The sequence below is a fragment of the Micromonospora humidisoli genome, from assembly GCF_016900955.1.
Taxonomy (GTDB): Bacteria; Actinomycetota; Actinomycetes; order Mycobacteriales; family Micromonosporaceae; genus Micromonospora; species Micromonospora wenchangensis.
On sequence record NZ_JAFEUO010000002.1, the window covers coordinates 185,932 to 202,837 of the forward strand.

The following is a 16,906-nucleotide window of genomic DNA, read 5'->3' on the forward strand; positions in this document are numbered from 1 at the left end:
CCAGGGTAGTTGGGGCTGATCGAGGGCCGCACACGGACCCGGTGCCGCCACCCGGGCGGGTGCCGGTCAGACCACCCGACCGCTCGCCACCAGCAGCAGCACATCGATCAGGGCCACCACCAGCACCGCCCGGAAGGCCGCCACCGAGCGGCCGTCGCGCCGGGTGGCGGCGCGGCCCGCGTACCAGCCGGCGGCCGGCACCGCGACGGCCGCCGCGACCGCCGACCAGCCGACCCACGACGGCGGACCGGGTGGCCCGAGGACCAGGGCGACGGTGGCGGCGAGCAGCAGCCCGGCGGCGGCCAGCCGGCTGCCGGTGGCACCGAGGCGGTGCGGCAGCCCGCGCACCCCGGTCCGGGCGTCGTCGGCCAGGTCGGGCAGCACGTTGGCGAAGTGCGCCCCCGCGCCCAGGCAGGCCGCCGCGACGACCAGCCAGACCGGCGGCGCGGGCGCCCCGGGCAGGGCGAGCACCACGAAGGCGGGCAACGAGCCGAAGGAGACCGCGTACGGCAGCACCGAGACCAAGGTGGACTTCAGCGGCCAGTCGTAGAGCAGCGCCGAGACCAGGCCGACGGTGTAGCAGAGCGCGGCGACCGGGGTGGTGGTCAGCGCCAGCAGCGGGGTGGCGACCGCGGCCAGCGCGGCGGCCACCACCACCGTCCGGCGGCCCACCGCCCCGGCGGCGACTGGCTTGTCGGTACGCCCCACCGTGGCGTCCCGCCCGGCGTCCACCGCGTCGTTGGCCCAGCCGACGGCGAGCTGGCTGGACAGCACGGTGAGCACCACGGCGACCGTCCCGGCCGGACGGTGCCCGACCGCGACGGCGAGCAGCCCGGCCACCGTGGTCACGGCCAGGCCCGGTTCCGGATGACTCGCCTTGACCAGCCCTAACACCGTCCGCCACATAAGGGAAGTCTGGTCGTTACCGGCCGGTCGTGCCACGCTCGGTGCCATGGGTGACGGTCCGGTGTCCAACGGTGTACGCGCGCTGCCCCCCAACGACCTCCGCCAGTACGACGACCTGGCCGGCGAGTGGTGGCGGCCCGACGGCGCGTTCGCGATGCTGCACTGGCTGGCCCGGGCCCGCGCCGCCCTGGTGCCGCCGGCGACCCGGCCCGGCGCGCTCCTGGTCGACCTGGGCTGCGGTGCCGGACTGATGGCGCCGCACCTGGCCGGCAAGGGTTACCGGCACGTCGGGGTGGACCTCACCCGGTCGGCGTTGGAGCAGGCGGCGGCGCACGGCGTCAGCACGCTGGTCGGTGACGCCACGGCGGTGCCGCTCGCCGACGGATGCGCCGACGTGGTGGCGGCCGGCGAGGTGCTGGAGCACGTGCCGGACTGGCGGGCGGCGGTCGCCCAGGCGTGCCGGCTGCTGCGTCCCGGCGGGCTGCTCGTGCTGGACACCCTCAACGACACGCTGCTGGCCCGGCTGGTCGCGGTGGAGCTGGGCGAACGGCTGCCCACCGTGCCCCGGGGCATCCACGACCCACGGTTGTTCGTGGACGACCGGGAGTTGGTGGCCGAGTGCGCCAGGCACGGCGTCGCCCTGCGGGTGCGCGGTGTCCGGCCGGGGTTGCGGGCGACGCTGGGCTGGCTGGCGCGGCGTACCCGTGGGGGTGCCGCCCGCGACGTGTCGCACGCCGGACCCGCGATCCGGCCGACCTGGTCGACGGCGGTGCTCTACCAGGGCCGGGGGGTCCGGCACGGGTAGCCGCCCCGGTTCGGGGTACCAGGAACACCCAGGAAGGGGACCGCATGACTGTGGACGCACCGGCGGTGGCCCGTCGGTTGGCACCGAGGTTCGCCGCCCGGGCCGCCGGGCACGACCGGGACGGCACGTTCCCGGTCGACGACTTCGCCGACCTGCGGGAGTCCGGGCTCTTCGGGCTGATGGTCCCGGCCGGGCTGGGGGGCGCGGAAGCCTCCTTCGCCGGGTACGCGGCCGTCGCCACCGAGCTGGCCCGGGGCAACGGCGCGACCGCGCTGGTGTTCAACATGCACGCCTCGGTCACCGGCGCGCTCGGTGCGGTCACCGAGGAACTGGCCGAGGCGCTGGGCGTACCGGACGAGGCGCTGGCCGCCCGGGACCGGCTGCTGCGCGCGGCGGCCGAGGGTGCCTGGTACGCGGTGGCGATGAGCGAACGCGGGGCGGGGGCCCGGCTGTCCCGGCTCAGCACGGTCTACGAGCCGGTCGACGGCGGTTGGCGGATCAAGGGGAGCAAGACCTTCTGCTCCGGTGCCGGGCACGCCGACGGCTATCTGGTGGCCGCCCGCAGCGCCGCCGACCCGTCGGTGGTCTCCCAGTTCCTGGTGCCCGCCGGGGACGGGGTGAGCGTGGAACCGACCTGGGACGCCCTGGGCATGCGGGCCACCTCGTCGCACGACCTGCATCTGGACGTGACGGTTCCGGCGGACCGGCTGCTCGGTGGGGTGGAGGGGCTGGCCCTGGTGGTCGCCCATCTCATGCCGCACTGGCTGGTGGCCAGCTACGCCGCCGTCTACGTGGGGGTGGCCCGGGCGGCGGTGGACGCCGCCGCCGAGCACCTCACCGCGCGGGACCTCGGCGGACTGCCGGCGGTGCGGGCCCGGCTCGGCCGGGCGGACGCGGCGGTGGCGGCGGCGGAGCTGGTGGTGGCCGAGGCGGCCCGCCGGGTCGACGACGCCCCCGGCGACGCGGAGACCAACCGGTGGGTGTGGCGGGCCAAGCTGCTCGCCGGCACCACGGCGGCTGAGGTGGCGGCGTCCATGCTGGAGGCGGCCGGCACCTCGGCGACCCGCCGGGGGCATCCGTTGGAACGGCTCTACCGGGACGCCCGCTGCGGCTCGCTGCACCCGGCGACCTCGGACGTGTGCGCCGACTGGCTCGGGGTGGCGGTGCTCGGGGGTGACCCGGACCGCGACGGAACGGCCCCTCGTTGGTGAGGGTGACGGGGGTCGGGGCGACCGCCGGACGGGCAGTGTCGACGAGAGGTGGGGACGGATGGCCGTGCCGTTGATCGCGGGGCTGGGGGCGGCACACCCGTCCGGCGCCGCCCAGGACGAGCTGTGGGCGGGCTACTTCGCGAAGCACTTCTCGGGTCCGACCCGGGCGCTGGCCGAGCGGATCTTCGCCAACTCGGGGGTGTCCCACCGGCAGGCGGCGGTCAACCCGCTGTTGGAGGACGTCTCGGACTGGCCTACCGACCGGCGGATGCGGCGCTACCAGGTGGAGGCGCTGCCGCTGGGCAAGGAGGCGATCGGCCGGGCGTTGACCGCCGCCGGGCTCGCGGCGAGTGACCTGGGGCTGTTCGTGGTCTGCTCCTGCACCGGTTACGCCACCCCCGGGCTGGACATCCTCCTCGCCCGGGACCTGGGCATGGCCCCGGACTGCCAGCGGATGTTCGTCGGGCACATGGGCTGTTACGCGGCCCTGCCCGGCCTGGGCGCGGCTGGTGACTTCGTGACCGCGCGGGGCCGGCCGGCGCTGTTGCTCTGTGCCGAGCTGACCAGCCTGCACATCCAGCCGTCCTCGGCCCGGATGGACACCCAGCAGATCATCTCGCACGCCCTCTTCTCCGACGCCGCGGTCGCCGCCGTGCTGGTCCCCGGGACCGGCACCACCGGCCGGGGGTACGCGCTGCGCGAGGTCGCCTCGGTCACCGACACCTCCACCGCCGACCACATGACCTGGGACGTCACCGACACCGGCTTCCGGATGGGTCTGTCGCCGAAGGTGCCGCAGGTGCTCTCGGCGCACGTCCGGGGGCTGGTGGACGGCCTGCTGGCCCGGCACGGCACGACGGTCGCCGAGGTGGACGGCTGGGCGGTGCACCCGGGTGGTCCGCGCATCCTCAACGTGGTGGAGCGGGAACTGGCCCTGCCCGACGGCGCGCTGGCGGCCTCCCGGGCGGTCCTCGACGCGCACGGCAACTGCTCGTCGCCCACGGTGCTGCTGATCCTGGACCGGCTGCTGCGGGCGGCGGTACCGCCCCGGTGGATCGTGCTGCTCGCCTTCGGCCCGGGACTGACCCTCTACGCCGCCCTCCTCGAACGCCGCTCCTGAGCCACCCGCCACCGCACCCGGGCCGGCCCGGTCCGCCGCGGACCCGGTCCGGCCCGCTTCGGACCCGGTCCGGCCCGGTCCGGAAGCTGGCCGGCCCGGACCCGTCGCCGGCCGGTCGGGAACGCTCGGAGTGAGGTAGATGACCTGGTCAGGGCCGGTGGGGTCGGCGCTGCGCCAAGCGCCGCCGCCGGCTGCTGGTTACCCTCGCCAGGTGGGGATCGAGCGGGGCGGCGGTGATCGGCTGCGCGGTGCGGTACTGGCCGGCGTGGCCCTGCTCGCCCTGGTCGGGGGCGGCTGGTGGTGGTCGGCCACCGCCCCGGTGGTCGACCCGGCCGGCTCGGCGGCGACGGTGTCGCCGCAGGCGTCGGTCGGTGCGGAGGCCACCAGGCGGGTGGTGGTGATCGACGCCCGCACCGGGCGGCTGCTGGGCGCGACCGAGCTGCCCGGGACCTCCGGTGACCCGGACGTGGGGCTGCCGACGTTCACCGACACCACCTGGCGGGAGCGGATGACCCTGGTGTCCGGCCGGGCGCCGGTACGCCGGGAGTCGGCCCCGGACGGCGCACGGCACCTCTTCCAGTACCGCTGCTCGGGCGACGGGACGCTGCTGGTCTCGGTGCTGCACGACGATCCGCCGCAGCACCGGCGGACGGCCTGCGACGGCGAACTGGTCGCCTGGGAGCTGCACGGTCCGGACGGGGGCACCCGGTTGGAGTTCTCGGTGGTCGGGCCGGGCTCGGTCGAGCTGGAGGCGCAGGTCGTCGCCCTGCCCTGAGTGGCCCGGTCAGCCGGCGAGCCGGATCAGGTCGCCCCGGTAGTCGGCGGCGGCACCCAGCTCGGGTAGCACCCGGACGACCGTGCCGGCCCGGTCCACCAGCAGCGCCGGGGCGGCGCCGGCCTGGGCGGGCAGGTGCACCGCGGCACGTAGCTCGCCGGCGGGGTCGGCGAGGGCGCGGACCGGCCCGCCGACCGGTGGCGCGGGGGTGACCTCCCGGCCGGCGGCGACGCTGACCACCTGCACCCCGTCGGGGGCGGCACCGGCGGCGGCGGCGACCTGCTCGGCGCAGGTACAGCCGTCGACCAGGATGATCATGGCGGGCAGCAGGCCGCGCAGCGGTACCGGCCGCTGGTCGACGTCGACCAGGTCCAGCGCGGGCAGCGACCGTCCGACCAGCGGCGTCGGCGTGCCCGCCTGCGGCAGGACGGTGGGTCGTTCGGTGCCCCGCGACGACCGGGGCCAGGTGACGGTGACCAGCCCGACGGCGGTGGCGAGCACCGCCACCAGGAGCATCAGCAGGGGCAGCCCGAGCGGTGGCCGCCCGTCGGGGCGGGCGGTCAACCCCAGCCGGCGGCGCCACCGGCCGGACCGGGCCTGGCGGCGCAGTTCGCGGCGGAGTTGGGCGGCCTCGTCGGCGAGCGCGGACGCGTCGTCCGGCACCACCACCCGACCCCACTCCGGTGGCAGGTCGGGCAGCCCGTCGGTCGGACCGTTTCCCTCGGCGTCGGGCATGCCCATCGGACCCCCCGGTAAGCGGTGCGGCGAGCGGTGTGCGGTACCCCTCCAGCCTCCCGCACGGACCCTCCTGCCGCTAGACCTGGGCGGCCGGGACGCCGCCGGGCTACCATGGGAGGAGCGCACAGCTGGAGAAATCCGCGCTCCGATCACCCGTACCGGGTTGTCATCCGCTGCTCACGGAGCGTGTTTGAACCACTGGTTTGGCCGCCTGTCAAGCCGAAGCAACGCCTCTCACAGGGCCCCTGAGCTGCGCCAACGGTCAGGACGGCAGCGGGACATTGGTGCCTGAGCGTGTTACCCTAGACACAGCGAAAGGGGTTTCGAACCTATGGTTTTCAGCGTCGGCGAGACCGTTGTTTACCCCCACCACGGGGCCGCACTCATCGAGGCAATCGAGACTCGGGTCATCAAGGGCGAACCCAAGCAGTACCTCGTCCTGAGGGTCGCGCAGGGTGACCTGACGGTCCGGGTGCCGGCCGAGAACGCCGAGATCGTGGGTGTGCGTGAGGTGGTCGGCGAAGAGGGCCTGGGAAAGGTCTTCGACGTGCTCCGTGCACCGCACACCGAAGAGCCGACCAACTGGTCGCGGCGTTACAAGGCGAATCTGGAGAAGCTGGCCTCCGGCAACCCGCTGAAGGTCGCCGAGGTCGTCCGCGACCTGTGGCGTCGGGAGCGGGAGCGGGGCCTGTCCGCGGGCGAGAAGCGCATGCTCGCCAAGGCCCGCGACATTCTCGTCGGCGAGGTCGCGCTGGCCGAGAAGAGCACCAAGGACGAGGCGGAGACGCTGCTCGACAAGGTCCTCACCGAGGCCTGATCCCACCGCATCGTCGTACCCACCCCGCAGCGAAGAATTCCCGAGGACCGCGACGTGACCGCGCAGCTCAATCCGCGCGGTGACGTCGCGGTCCTCGTTCCTGCGGCCGGTGCCGGCGTACGGCTCGGGCCGGGCGGCCCCAAGGCGCTGCGGCTCCTCGGTGGCGAACCCCTACTGGTGCACGTGGTACGCCGGATCGCCGCCGCCCCGTCGGTGCACACCGTCGTCGTCGCCGCCCCGGCCGCCGAGGCCGACGCCGTCCGGCAGTTACTGACCCCGGTCGCCCCGGTCCTGGTGGTGGCGGGTGGTGCCGAACGTCAGGCGTCGGTGGCGAACGCGCTGGCGGCGGTGCCACCCGGCCCCGACATCGTGCTGGTGCACGACGCGGCGCGGGCGCTCACCCCGCCCGCGCTCGTCGAGGCGGTGGCGGCAGCCGTCCGGGCCGGCCACGACGCGGTGATCCCGGTGCTCCCCGTCAGCGACACGATCAAGCGGGTGGACGCTGCCGGCGTCGTCCTCGCCACCGTCGACAGGTCCGCCCTGCGGGCCGTGCAGACCCCGCAGGGTTTCCGCCGGGGGGTGCTCGCCGCCGCGCACGCCGCCGCCGGTGACCCGCTCACCGACGACGCCGGCCTGGTCGAGCAGCAGGGGGTGCCGGTGTTCTGCGTCCCCGGCTCGGAGTACGCGCTCAAGGTCACCCGCCCGTTCGACCTGACCCTGGCCGAGCACCTGCTGGCCGCCGGGCACTGACGCGTACCCTCGATTCATGATCGTTCCCAGGGTCGCCGTCGGCACCGACATCCACGCCTTCGCGGCCGGCCGGCCATGCTGGCTGGCCGGCCTGCACTGGCCGGGCGAGGACGGCCTGGCCGGGCACTCCGACGCCGACGTGGTCGCCCACGCCGCCTGCAACGCGCTGCTCTCCGCCGCCGGGCTCGGTGATCTCGGGGCGAACTTCGGGGTGGACCAGCCGGAGTGGGCCGCCGCCTCCGGGGTCACGCTGCTCACCGAGTCGGCCCGCCGGGTCCGCGCCGCCGGGTACGCGATCGGCAACGTCTCGGTGCAGGTCGTCGGCAACCGGCCCCGGATCGGGCCGCGTCGCGACGAGGCGCAGCAGGTGCTCTCCGCGGCGGTCGGCGCACCGGTCACCGTCACCGCCGCCACCAGCGACGGCCTCGGCTTCACCGGGCGGGGCGAGGGCCTCGCCGGCATCGCGGTGGCCCTGGTCTACGACGCGTCGGCCGGGTAGGGCCGCGATGACCGACGACGAGTCGCCGCTGGACGGCTACCGGCAGCGGGCCGGACTCCTGGCCGAGCTGGGCCGCCACGACGAGGCCACCGAGGAGTTGGGCTTCGCGCTCGCCCTGGCCCCCACCGACCCGGCCGCGTTGACGCTGCTGGCCCGGCTGCACCTGGCCGCCGGCCGCCCCGCTGAGGCACTCGCCGCCGCCGATGCGGCGATCGCCCCACCCCGCCCCGACACCCCACCGCTCCCCGCACCGCCGCACCCGCCTGTGCCCCGGGGGCCCGCCGTGCTCCCGGGGCCAGCCGTGCCGCCGGGGCCGGCTGTGCCCTCGGGCCCGGTTGACCGGGCAGGTGGGCCGGTGCCGGCCGGCCCTACCGGATCATGGGCGACGCCGGGACAGGCGGGCCCTCCGACGTCGCCCGACCCGTCCGGGTCGTCGCCGGACCGGCCCGCACCGCCGGTCGGCTCCGACCAGCCGGATGCACCCTCGTTCCCCGGTCCGGCCGGTGCACCCGCCCCCGGTCCGGCCGGAGGAGCCGGCGCGCCCGGGGAGGCCGGGGCGAGGGTGCCGACCGCCGCGCTGGTCGTCCGGGCGATCGCCCTCGCCGACCTGGGGGAGTACGCCGAGTCGGCGCGTACCGCCGATCGGATCCTGGCGGCCGGGCCGGGTGACGCGTACGCCCAGCGGAGCGCCGCGGCGATCCTGGCCGAGGCGCGCAACGGCCAGCCGGCGCTGAACGCGGCCTGGCGCGGGGTGGAGCTGGCCCCCGACGAGCCGCAGGCGCATCTGGTGCTGGCCCTGGTCGCCGGCCGGCTGGAGTTGTTCGACCTGGCCGAGCGGGCCTACCGGGAGGCGTTGCGGCTCGATCCGGAGCTGGCCGAGGCGCGGCACGACCCGGGGGTGCTGCGGTTGGAGCGGCGGCGCTGGGTGCTGGCGCTGGAACAGGTCGCCGCGTTGGCGCCGGTGCAGCCGGCGCGGGCCGAGAAGCTGCCGCTCTGGGCCGGGCTGCGCCGGCTCGTCCTGATCGGCAACGGCTGGTCGCTGGTGGCCAGCCTGCTGCTCGCGTTCCTGGCCGCCGGCGGCGCGGGGGCGAGTCGGGTGGTGGCGGTGCTGGCGGCGGCCGGTGGTGCGCTGCTGGCCTGGCGGCTGTCCCGGCGGGTGCCCGAACTGGGCCGGGTGGTCCTGCCGGCGCTGCGCCGGGAGGACCGGGCGTTGGCGTTCGCCGTGTACGCCGTCCCGGCCGGCCCGGCCCTGCTGCTGCTGTTCGCCCTGGTGGGCAGCCCGTGGCCGCTGGTGCTCGCGATCGCCGTCGCGGTGCCGTCGACGCTGATCGCCGCCACCCGCGCGGGCGTCTCCTAGCCTCCAGGGCCCGGGGTCAGGGCTGGCGGTTCCAGGTCCAGGCGTAGCCCGGGTCCTCGCACTCGACGGCGGCGTCGCAGAGGTCGAGGGGGCGGAAGGTGTCGACCATGACGGCCAGTTCGTCGAAGAAGTCGACGCCGATCGAGCGTTCCGCCGCGCCGGGCTGCGGGCCGTGGGTGAAGCCGGACGGGTGCAGCGAGATCGAGCCCTGCCCGATGCCGGAGCCGCGCCGGGCCTCGTAGTTGCCGCCGGTGTAGAAGAGCATCTCGTCGGAGTCGACGTTGTGGTGGTGGTACGGCACCGGGATGGCGTCCGGGTGGTAGTCGACCTTGCGGGGCACGAACGAGCAGATCACGAAGTTGGGGCCCTGGAAGGTCTGGTGCACCGGTGGCGGCTGGTGCAGGCGGCCGGTGATCGGCTCGAAGTCGTGGATGGAGAACGCCCACGGGTACTGGTGGCCGTCCCAGCCGACCACGTCGAACGGGTGGTGGGCGTAGACGTGTCGGGTCCAGGCGGTGCCGGTGGCCGTCCGGGCGCGGTGGCGGACCAGCACCTCGACGTCGGTGCCGTCGACCAGCAGCGGCGTGTCCGGCCCCCGGACGTCCCGCTCGCAGTAGGGGGAGTGTTCGAGGAACTGGCCGCGTACCGACAGGTAGCGCTTGGGTGGGCCGATGTGCCCGGTGGCCTCGATGGTGAGCAGCCGGACCGGGGTGTCGCCGGTGGGGACCAGCCGGTGGACCGTCGAGGTGGGGACGACCACGTAGTCGCCGGCGACCAGGTCGAGCGCGCCGAAGGTGGACTCCAGGCGCAGGGTGCCCGCCTCGACGTAGAGGCACTCGTCGCCGGTGGCGTTGCGGTAGAGCGGGGACGGCCGGTCGGCCAGCACGTACCCGATCCGGACGTCGTCGTTGGCGAGCAGGTGACGCCGGCCGAGCACCGGGTCGGCACCCGCGCCGTCGAGCTTGTGGGTCTGTAGGTGGCGCGGCTTGAGCGGGTGGTTCGGCAGCCGGGTGTACCCGGGCGGGGTGAACTCTTCGGCGGCGACGATCGCGGTCGGCGGGTGCCGGTGGTAGAGCAGGGACGAGTCGGCGGAGAAGCCCTCCTGACCCATCAGCTCCTCGGTGTAGAGGCTGCCGTCGGGCTGGCGGAACTGGGTGTGCCGCTTGCGGGGCACCTCGCCGACGCTGCGGTAGTACGGCATGTCGCCTCCCGTATTGTCCCGATATCCGGCCGGTGGTGTCCGTTAATCGGACGTCGCTGTCCGTTCCTTGACAGCGTCCCGTAGATTCTTGTCTCGTGTCAACGCAGGTCCCCCGCCTCCTCGCCGGACTCGTCGACGACGCCGCCGTCTTCCCGCCCGGCAGCGCGACGCTGCCCGACGCGGTCGCGGCACACCGTGAACACCGCGCCTCCTGGTACGCCGACCTGGTCGGCCCGCTGCTGGTGCCCGCCTCCGCCGTCGACGCGTTGACCGGCCTGACCGACCCGGCGGAGGACTTCGTGGTCGGGTTGATCGGCGACACCGGTCCCGCCCGGTTGCCCGCCGCGCTGGGCCGCCTCGACGCCGCCGGCCTCGTGGTCCGGCAGGTCGAGGTGGCGGTCGCCCGACGTGGCGAGGACCCGCAGCCCGGCCTGGCCGAGCTGCTCCGGCTCGCCGCGGCGGACCCCGGTCGGGAGCCGGCCGTGCACTGGTACGCCGAACTGCCGCTGACCTTCGGGCTGACCGCCGCGCTGGACACCCTCGCCGAGGCCCGCGCCACCGGCCTGCCGATCGCCGCGAAGTTCCGCACCGGCGGACTGGCCGCCGAACTGTTCCCCACCCCCGTCGAGCTGGCCGCGGTGATCTGCGCCTGCCGGGACCGGGCGCTGCCGTTCAAGCTGACCGCCGGGCTGCACCACGCGCTGCGCCAGATCGACCCGGAGACCGGCTTCACCCACCACGGGTTCGGCAACGTGCTGGCCGCCACCCTCGCCGCCGCCGACGACGCCGAGGTGGACGCCGTGGCCGCGCTGCTCGCCGACACCGACCCGCTACGGGTGGTCGAGCCGGCCCGGTCGGCCCGCGACACCGACCGTCCGCTGTGGATCGGGTTCGGCTCGTGCAGCGTGCGGGAACCACTGACCGATCTGATCCGGCTGGGGCTGGTGAACGGGGGATTCGACAGATGAGCTGGGTGACGGGCGCGGACGGCTCGGCGTACGGGGTGACCAACCTGCCGTACGGGGTGTTCCGGCACGACGGGCGGCCACCCCGGATCGGCGTACGCGTCGCCGACCTGGTGTTCGACCTGACCGGAGCCGAGGAGGCCGGGCTGGTCCTCGCCGCCGGGGCGTTGCGTCGGCCCACCCTCAACGACTTCATGGCGCTGGGCCGCCCGCAGTGGACCTCGGTCCGGCAGCGCCTCGTCGAACTGCTCACCGACCCGGCGCACCGGCCCGCCGTCGAGCCGCTGCTGGTGCCACTGGCCGAGGTCGAGCTGCTGCTGCCGTTCGAGGTGGCCGACTACGTCGACTTCTACTCCTCCGAGCACCACGCCGGCAACGTCGGGCAGATCTTCCGCCCCGGCCAGCCGCCGCTGCTGCCGAACTGGAAGCACCTGCCGATCGGCTACCACGGCCGGGCCGGCACGGTGGTGGTCTCCGGTACCCCGGTCGTCCGCCCGAGCGGGCAGCGCGCCACCGGCGAGGGCCCCACCGTCGGCCCGTCGGTACGCCTCGACATCGAGGCCGAGGTGGGCTTCGTGGTCGGCGTGCCGAGCGCGCTCGGCGACCGGGTGCCCACCGGCGACTTCACCGACCACGTCTTCGGGGTGGTGCTGGTCAACGACTGGTCGGCCCGGGACATCCAGGCGTGGGAGTACCAGCCGCTCGGGCCGTTCCTCGGCAAGTCCTTCGCCACCTCCGTCTCGGCCTGGGTGACCCCGCTGGACGCCCTGGCCGACGCGTTCGTGCCCGCCCCGCGGCAGGACCCGCCGGTGCAGGACTACCTGCGCCAGACCCCGCACCTGGGCCTCGACCTGCGGCTTTCGGTGGAGTGGAACGGTGAGCGGGTCACCGAGCCGCCGTTCGCCGGCATGTACTGGACCCCCGCCCAACAGTTGGCCCACCTGACCGTCAACGGCGCGTCCCTGCGGACCGGCGATCTGTACGCCTCGGGCACGGTCTCCGGCCCCGAACGCGGCCAGGTGGGCTCGTTCCTGGAACTGACCTGGGGCGGGGCCGAACCGGTCACCGTCGGTGGGGACACCCGCACCTTCCTCGCCGACGGCGACACCGTCACCCTGCGGGCCACCGCGCCCGGCCCGGACGGCTCCACCATCGCGCTCGGCGAGGTCACCGGGCGCATCCTGCCCGCCCGCTGAACCGACGTCGGACGGTCGCACCCGCTGTCCGACCGTCAGGCGCTCCTGCCGCGTTTCTCCCACCGGATTCCGCCGTACGCCCCGCGCCGCCGTCTCCCGTCGGCGGCGCGGGGCGCGTCGGCGTGGCACGTCCCAGTGGAGAGGAGGTACGAGCATGAACGATCTCGTCGGCGCGGTGTGGCGCACCAGTAGCCGCTCGAACGACCAGGGGCTCTGTGTGGAGGTGGCGGACAACCTCGTCCGCACCCGGGCCGTGGTCGGGGTACGCGACTCCAAGGACCCGTCGGGCCCGGCCCTGGTCATCGGCCCACCGGGTTGGACGGCGTTCGTCGACGCCGTCCGGCAGGGGGCCTTCCGCCCCTGACCGGCCCCGTCACCGGCGTCCCACCCGGGACGCCGGTGACGGAAATTTCACCGTACGGCCCCCCGTCGGTCGCTCACCCGCCGTACGGTGGACGACACGGGAGGTGCCATGTCGACGGTCGCGGTCACCGCTGTCATCGAGGCGTCGGCCGTCGACGTGTGGGAACTCCTGACCGACCTGCCCGTCCGGGTCGACTGGCTCTGCACGGTCAGCGCCGCCGAGTTGCTCACCCCGGGGCCGTTCGGGCCGGGCACCGCCTGGCGGGAGACCCGTACCCGCCCGGACGGCGGTGACCAGGTGGAGGAGTTCCTGGTGCTGGCCGCCGAGCCACCGCACCGGCTGGTGCTCGCCTCCCCGGGCAGCGGGGTGGACTACCGGATCACCTGGACCCTGCGCGCCGTGCACCGTCGCCGCCGCGCCTGCACCGCCGTCACCGTCGAACACCGGGCCCTGCCGACCACCCCGTACGGGCGGGTGATGGCGCTGCTCTTCGGCGGCCTGGCCGCCCGGACGGTCGAGGGCGCGATCCGGCACGACCTGACCGCGCTGGCCGCCACCGTGCGCAGCACCGGCCGGGCCACCGCCGCCTGATCCGCGTCCGGACACCGGCGGCCCGACTTCCTTCGCGCGACGCGACGCGACCTGACCGGTCCCCAGGAGGGATGCCTGGGTAGGGTGCCGGGCGGAGGTGGGCATGGGATTCCCGAAGGGACGGCGGCGACTCGTGGTCGCGGCCACCACGCTGCTCACCCTCGCGGCGGTCGCCGGCATCGGCTACCGGGTGCTCGCCCCCGCCGAGGTCGTCACGCCCGCCCGGGGCGCACCGCCGCCCGCCGGCACCCCGGCGGTCGGGGTGGTGGGTCGGCTGCCGGTCGCGCCGCTGGTGGTGGCGGGACGGCTGCGGGTCTACGCCGCCGAGCGTCAGCTCTACGCCGACCAGCCCGCCGACGGTCGCAACCGGGTCACCCCGTTCTGGTCGTACCGGCGCTGGCCGGCCACCCTCGACGGAGTGCTGGCGGCCGGCACGACGGTGCTCAGCCGCTGGTCGGACGGGAAGCTGGTGGCGCTGGACGGGCTCACCGGTACGGTCGCCTGGCGGGTCGACGGGCCGACGCCGTACGCCGTGGCCCCCGCCCGGCGCACCGGGGCGGCCACCGTCTGGGACCCGCGCGGCATCTCCGTCGCCCCCGCCCCCGGAAGCCGGACGGTGCTCGTCATCTCCGGCCGGAACGGCCTGCGCGGCTACGACCTCGCCGACGGGCGCGAGCTGTGGCGGGTCGACGGCGGCCGGGACTGCCGTACCGACCTGGGCACCACCGCCGCCGGTCAGGTCTTCTCGGTCGACTCCTGCGCCGGCCCGACGACTGTCGAGTTCCGCGCCGTCGCCACCGGCACGGTGGGCACCCGCTGGCGGCCCCCGGACGCACCCGAGCGGTTCACCGTCACCCCGGTCGGCTGCCTCACCCCCCGGTCGCAGTGCCGGGGGCTGCGCACCGACGGCGGTGACGGCGGCCGGGGCTGGCAGGTCGGCCCGGGTGCGCCGATGGCCGCCCCCGCCCTGGACGCCGCCGACACCACCCTGGTCGGCGAGTTGGCCGTCGGCGATGACGGCGGGGTGCTCAAGGGCTGGGAGGCGCGCAGTGGCAAGGGCCGCTGGCAGCGCGGTGACCTGGGCCGGGTGACGGTCCTCGCCACCGAGGCGGGCCGGCTCTACGTGCTGACCGAACGCCGGGAACTGGTCACCCTCGATCCGGTCACCGGTGCCGAGCGGTCCCGCTTCCCGCTGACCCCCGGCCGGGACGGCATCGGCTGGAAACCGGGCCGGGCGTACGCGGCCGGCGGCTACGTCGCGGTGGAACGGCTGCGGGAGCGTGCCGGCCCGGACGACGACGACCAGGCGTACTTCCTGATGGCCGAGCCGGTGGTGCTCGCCGCGACCTGACCCGGCCCGACCGGCGTCCGGCCGCGCGCCCCGGCCGGTGGGCCGGGGCGGGGCCGGACGGTGGTTCAGGACAGGGCGGCCTCCGCCACGGCCAGGAAGGCGTCGTTCTCGGCCGGGGTGCCGATGGTGACCCGGACGCCGTCGCCGGGGAACGGGCGGACGATCACGCCGCGCGCCTCACAGGCCCGGCCGAACTCCACGGCCCTCTCGCCCAGCGGCAGCCAGACGAAGTTGGCCTGGCTGGACGGCAGGTCGGGGACGAACTTGCGCAGTGCCGCGGTGACCCGCTCCCGTTCCGCCACGACCAGCGCGCAGCGGCGTTCGACCTCGTCGGCCTGGGCGAGCGCGGCCAGCGCCCCCGCCTGCGCCGCCGTGTTCGTGGAGAACGGGGTGACCACCTTGCGCACCGCGGCGGCCACCTCCGGGGTGCCGACCAGCCAGCCGATCCGCAGCCCGGCCAGGCCCCACGCCTTGGACAGGGTGCGCAGCACCACCACGTTGGGCCGGTCGAGGTAGGTCAGGCCGTCGGGCACCTGCGGGTCGGTGACGAACTCCCGGTACGCCTCGTCGATGACGACCAGCACGTCGTCGCCGACGGCGTCGAGGAAGCGGTCCAGTTCCGGCTTGTGCACGGCGGTACCGGTGGGATTGTTGGGGTTACAGACCAGCACCATCCGGGTCCGGTCGGTCACCGCCGCGGCCATCGCCGCCAGGTCGTGCCCGTGCCCGGCGTCGCTGGGCACCCGCACGCTGCTCGCGCCGCTGGTCGCCGCGATGATCGGGTACGCCTCGAACGAGCGCCACGAGTAGAGCAGTTCGTCGCCGGGCAGGCAGGTGGCCCGGACCAGGTGCTCGGCCAGCGCCACCGACCCGCAGCCGGTGGCGATCCGGTCCGGGTCCACGCCGTACCGCTCGGCGAGCGCGGCGCGCAGCGCCACCACGCCCATGTCCGGGTAGCGGTGCGACCCGGCGACCGCGTCGGTGACCGCCTCGACCACCCCGGGCAGCGGCCCGTACGGCACCTCGTTGCTGGCCAGCTTGATCGCCTCGGCCAGGCCCAGTTCGCGGGCCAGGTCGGCCGGGCTGCGCCCGGGGACGTAGTTCGGCAGGGCGTCCAGGTCGGCGCGGGTCAGCCGCAGCGGGGGCTGGTGCCGTCCGGTGTCGGTCATGGGGTGTCTCCCGGGGGCTCGGGGTCGGTGCGGTCGGTGGCGGTGTCGGAATCGTCGGTGCGGGTGTCCGGGTGGTCGGTGCGGGGCACCTGCACCACGACCGTCTGGGCCCGCTTGTCGTGCAGCGCCTGGCGCAGCGGGTGGTCGAACAGCGCGGAGACCGCGTCGACGAACTGGAGCAGCAGGCCGAAGCCGCAGCAGAACCAGAGCAGGGTGGGCATGCCCATGGTGCTCCACCGCCGGGTGGCCCGGCCGAAGCCGAGCGGCTGGTCGGCGTCGACGGGTACCGCCCGGATGCGCAGCAGCCGCTTGCCCAGGGTCTGCCCGCCGGCGGCCATCGTCGGCACCTCGTAGGCGAACCAGAGCGCGGTCGCGATGACCAGGATGGCGATCTGGAGGCCGCCGGCCTGCTCACCGATGGCGGGCAGCCCCTCCCGGGAGGAGTCGCCGGCCATCGCCCGCCGGACCGCCTCCCGCAGGTAGGGGGCGGTCTCTTCGAAGTACCGCCAGACGAACCAGCCGTTGACCACCGCGTTGAGCGCGAAGACGACCCCGAAGTCGATCAGCCGGGCGAGCAGCCGGGCACCGTAGCCGGCCAGCGGCACGCCATGCGGCCTGGGTTCCGGCGGTCGCCCCGGCCAGGTCGGGTACGGCCACCCGGGCGGTGGACCGCCGGGCTGCCCCACTCCCGGCTGGCCGGCCCAGGGCTGCCCGGTCGCGCCGGGCTGTCCCGTCCACGGCTGACCCGGGCCGGGCTGGCCGGCGTCGGGTTGCCCGGCCCAGGGCCGGCCTGCGCCCGGCTGCCCCGCCCAGGTCGGGCCGGGTACGGCAGGCGTGCCGGGAGCGACCGGCGGGTGCTGGCCGGACACCGGGGTGGCCCCGGCGGGGGAGGTCGGGGCGGGCGGCTCGGCGGCGGGCTCCGGCTCGGGCGGGGGCGGCCCGTCGGGTGGCGTGGCGTCGACCGGGATCGGGGCACCGATCCAGCCCTCGCCGTCCCACCACCGTCGGGTGGTCGGCTCGGCCGGGTCGACGTACCAACCTGGTTGCACGCTCACGGTCTCGCCCTGCGCTGTCCGGTGCGGTCGCTCTGC

Annotated in this window: 17 protein-coding genes and 2 pseudogenes; 14 read left to right on the plus strand and 5 right to left on the minus strand. The window is 75.5% G+C overall.

Annotation, left to right across the window (positions count from 1 at the left end; translation table 11 throughout):
* Nucleotides 1–66 precede the first annotated feature (66 nt).
* The gene (locus JQN84_RS06205) at nt 67–906 is read right to left on the minus strand and encodes a UbiA family prenyltransferase (RefSeq protein ID WP_204957481.1); all 840 of its coding nucleotides are present in this window, start codon (nt 904–906) and stop codon (nt 67–69) included.
* 46 nt (nt 907–952) lie between these two features.
* On the opposite strand from JQN84_RS06205, the gene JQN84_RS06210 reads away from it, so the two are divergent.
* The 4 genes from JQN84_RS06210 to JQN84_RS06225 all read left to right on the plus strand — a co-directional run bounded on the left by JQN84_RS06210 (nt 953) and on the right by JQN84_RS06225 (nt 4,817).
* Nucleotides 953–1,711 carry a methyltransferase domain-containing protein gene (locus JQN84_RS06210; protein WP_204957482.1) on the plus strand — a complete coding sequence of 253 codons (759 nt, stop codon included), beginning with the start codon at nt 953–955 and terminating at the stop codon, nt 1,709–1,711.
* Nucleotides 1,712–1,755: 44 nt separating this feature from the next.
* A complete protein-coding gene (locus JQN84_RS06215) occupies nt 1,756–2,922 on the plus strand; it encodes an acyl-CoA dehydrogenase family protein (RefSeq protein ID WP_204957483.1) in 1,167 nt (388 codons plus the stop codon).
* 58 nt (nt 2,923–2,980) lie between these two features.
* Nucleotides 2,981–4,042: a type III polyketide synthase gene (locus tag JQN84_RS06220; RefSeq protein ID WP_204957484.1), complete on the plus strand. Its 1,062-nt coding sequence runs from the start codon at nt 2,981–2,983 to the stop codon at nt 4,040–4,042.
* 211 nt (nt 4,043–4,253) lie between these two features.
* Entirely contained in the window at nt 4,254–4,817 is a 564-nt protein-coding gene (locus tag JQN84_RS06225) for a hypothetical protein (protein WP_204957485.1), read from the plus strand.
* Nucleotides 4,818–4,826: 9 nt separating this feature from the next.
* Here JQN84_RS06225 and JQN84_RS06230 read toward each other — a convergent pair whose 3' ends face one another.
* Nucleotides 4,827–5,558, minus strand: coding sequence for a hypothetical protein (locus JQN84_RS06230; RefSeq protein ID WP_204957486.1), 732 nt, complete (start codon nt 5,556–5,558; stop codon nt 4,827–4,829).
* A 328-nt stretch (nt 5,559–5,886) separates the two neighbouring features.
* On the opposite strand from JQN84_RS06230, the gene JQN84_RS06235 reads away from it, so the two are divergent.
* From JQN84_RS06235 to JQN84_RS32650, 5 genes and pseudogenes are all read left to right on the plus strand, one after another.
* Entirely contained in the window at nt 5,887–6,372 is a 486-nt protein-coding gene (locus JQN84_RS06235) for a CarD family transcriptional regulator (RefSeq protein ID WP_007073334.1), read from the plus strand.
* A 54-nt stretch (nt 6,373–6,426) separates the two neighbouring features.
* Nucleotides 6,427–7,122, plus strand: a complete 696-nt coding sequence (ispD, locus tag JQN84_RS06240) for a 2-C-methyl-D-erythritol 4-phosphate cytidylyltransferase (RefSeq protein WP_204957487.1) — start codon at nt 6,427–6,429, stop codon at nt 7,120–7,122.
* A gap of 16 nt (nt 7,123–7,138) precedes the next feature.
* Nucleotides 7,139–7,621, plus strand: coding sequence for a 2-C-methyl-D-erythritol 2,4-cyclodiphosphate synthase (gene ispF, locus JQN84_RS06245; RefSeq protein ID WP_088643252.1), 483 nt, complete (start codon nt 7,139–7,141; stop codon nt 7,619–7,621).
* A 7-nt stretch (nt 7,622–7,628) separates the two neighbouring features.
* A pseudogene (locus tag JQN84_RS32645) lies at nt 7,629–7,826 on the plus strand (tetratricopeptide repeat protein); the annotation flags it as partial.
* A gap of 294 nt (nt 7,827–8,120) precedes the next feature.
* A pseudogene (locus JQN84_RS32650) lies at nt 8,121–8,978 on the plus strand (tetratricopeptide repeat protein); the annotation flags it as partial.
* 16 nt (nt 8,979–8,994) lie between these two features.
* Here the strand turns inward: JQN84_RS32650 and JQN84_RS06255 are convergent.
* Nucleotides 8,995–10,179, minus strand: a complete 1,185-nt coding sequence (locus JQN84_RS06255; protein WP_204957488.1) for a homogentisate 1,2-dioxygenase — start codon at nt 10,177–10,179, stop codon at nt 8,995–8,997.
* Between the two features lie 95 nt (nt 10,180–10,274).
* On the opposite strand from JQN84_RS06255, the gene JQN84_RS06260 reads away from it, so the two are divergent.
* The 5 genes from JQN84_RS06260 to JQN84_RS06280 all read left to right on the plus strand — a co-directional run bounded on the left by JQN84_RS06260 (nt 10,275) and on the right by JQN84_RS06280 (nt 14,646).
* Complete coding sequence (locus JQN84_RS06260) at nt 10,275–11,147, plus strand: hypothetical protein (protein ID WP_204957489.1); 873 nt, start codon at nt 10,275–10,277, stop codon at nt 11,145–11,147.
* A complete protein-coding gene (fahA, locus tag JQN84_RS06265) occupies nt 11,144–12,340 on the plus strand; it encodes a fumarylacetoacetase (RefSeq protein ID WP_204957490.1) in 1,197 nt (398 codons plus the stop codon). Before JQN84_RS06260 ends, fahA begins: the two co-directional genes overlap by 4 nt.
* A gap of 154 nt (nt 12,341–12,494) precedes the next feature.
* Nucleotides 12,495–12,704, plus strand: a complete 210-nt coding sequence (locus JQN84_RS06270) for a DUF397 domain-containing protein (protein WP_204957491.1) — start codon at nt 12,495–12,497, stop codon at nt 12,702–12,704.
* A 108-nt stretch (nt 12,705–12,812) separates the two neighbouring features.
* Entirely contained in the window at nt 12,813–13,295 is a 483-nt protein-coding gene (locus JQN84_RS06275) for an SRPBCC family protein (protein WP_204957492.1), read from the plus strand.
* Nucleotides 13,296–13,398: 103 nt separating this feature from the next.
* On the plus strand, nt 13,399–14,646 hold the full coding sequence (locus tag JQN84_RS06280) for an outer membrane protein assembly factor BamB family protein (protein WP_204957493.1): 1,248 nt from the start codon (nt 13,399–13,401) through the stop codon (nt 14,644–14,646).
* Between the two features lie 65 nt (nt 14,647–14,711).
* On the opposite strand, the gene hisC is transcribed toward JQN84_RS06280, so the two are convergent.
* Both hisC and JQN84_RS06290 read right to left on the minus strand, forming a co-directional pair.
* Nucleotides 14,712–15,815: a histidinol-phosphate transaminase gene (hisC, locus tag JQN84_RS06285; RefSeq protein WP_204957494.1), complete on the minus strand. Its 1,104-nt coding sequence runs from the start codon at nt 15,813–15,815 to the stop codon at nt 14,712–14,714.
* A complete protein-coding gene (locus JQN84_RS06290; protein WP_204957495.1) occupies nt 15,812–16,870 on the minus strand; it encodes an RDD family protein in 1,059 nt (352 codons plus the stop codon). The genes hisC and JQN84_RS06290 overlap by 4 nt, the downstream gene beginning before the upstream one ends.
* Between the last annotated feature and the right edge of the window lie 36 nt (nt 16,871–16,906).